Raw genomic sequence first — 1,376 nt, forward strand, 5'->3', positions numbered from 1 at the left:
AAATTCATGCACGTGTAGCAGTCCTCAACAGATTTACGGAATTAGGTCGACCACTTACCCAAGTTACGCCTTAAATTTGGCTCAATTAGGGGCGCTTTGCATTTCAAATCTTTGTGCAACAAAGCCATTCGTGGTTATTTGCAACAGTGCCAATAAGAGTTCAAATATTCTATTTAATTGTCATTAAACCGGATTCTGGCAGGGTGATATATGGAAAATTTGGACGAATTAAAAAGCCTGCATTTGCGGGCTTTTTAATGTCTGGTTTGGAGTTAGTTATTTTTCTTTTCTAATTTTTGGGCAACGGCTAATTCACATTCTAATTGGTGGAAGCTGACCAGATCTGCCGATGTACTTAACTTGCCATTTTCACGGTCGAAAATAAAAGAGACAGAACATTTTTGATTTTCCTGATCGGTGATTTGAACACCGTAATACCAGGTTTCCGCATCGCTAATCACTACGACGTTTTTAGTCTCACCTAAATTTTCTTTTAATACCGCCTGAGTTGGGGTGCTAATTGCACTAGCAATAAAATCTAATGAAACAGGTTTGTGCTCAGTGATTTTAGAGGTGATTTCTGGACTAAACAGTTGGTAATCATTACTGATTAACTGTTCATGATTATGTGCGTTTGCCAGTGATGCTGCGGATAGTGCTAATGTCAGCGTGATTAACTTGATTTTCATATTGTATCCCCATGATTCGAATATTTTAAAGTTTGAGTTTCTTTCAAATTTCTAAAATCATATACGATCTTAAAAATAATAAAGGGTTTGGAGATAAAATCTCATTTTTTTGTTTCACTCTGATGGGCATGCTGTTCCACAGTGGGAAAATATGCAGTCAGATCTTTAAGGATTTTGGGACCAATATATCGGAGACAGTTTATTTAACTGATGTTACGCATCCATTCTATATGTTGTAAATTTTAAAAAAATCGACCGCAAAATGTAGTGGCGAAGATGCTCAAAAATACACTTATTGCGTAACATCAGTTATTTAAGTTAGGCTGCCAGTTTAGATTTGCTAAAATTTACATAACGCACGTTAGACAAATTGAGAAAAAAGCCAGTTCAATATGTACTGGCTTTTTAGTGTCACGTATATAAATCTAAGAATTGTTTTAATCGTTGCTAAGATGATGTTTCACGGCTTCTAAACCATTGATTTAAAGTTCAGGATTTTGACTGGCATGACCTTACTTTGGCGTGTGCTCTAAAATTACATTAGGCCATTCAGTAAAGTTATAGGACTTACGCACTATTATTTATAGATTCTCTGTGGTAGCAGATGATTTTTATCGAGAATAAAGTCATCAATGAAGTTTTTGATAACTGGTCTAAATAATTTCTTCTGCCAACGATATACATTTT

The 1,376-nt window shown here is 35.2% G+C and carries 1 protein-coding gene and 1 pseudogene; both read right to left on the reverse strand.

Annotation, left to right across the window (positions count from 1 at the left end; all coding sequences use genetic code 11):
- Nucleotides 1-272 precede the first annotated feature (272 nt).
- Nucleotides 273-689, reverse strand: coding sequence for a hypothetical protein (locus tag FTT75_RS15635; protein ID WP_159139022.1), 417 nt, complete (start codon nucleotides 687-689; stop codon nucleotides 273-275).
- Nucleotides 690-1,266: 577 nt separating this feature from the next.
- Nucleotides 1,267-1,376, reverse strand: a pseudogene (locus FTT75_RS15640) (IS701 family transposase); the annotation flags it as partial.

It is taken from the genome of Acinetobacter sp. YH01008 (assembly GCF_013420435.1).
In the GTDB taxonomy this organism is placed as follows: Bacteria; Pseudomonadota; Gammaproteobacteria; order Pseudomonadales; family Moraxellaceae; genus Acinetobacter; species Acinetobacter pseudolwoffii.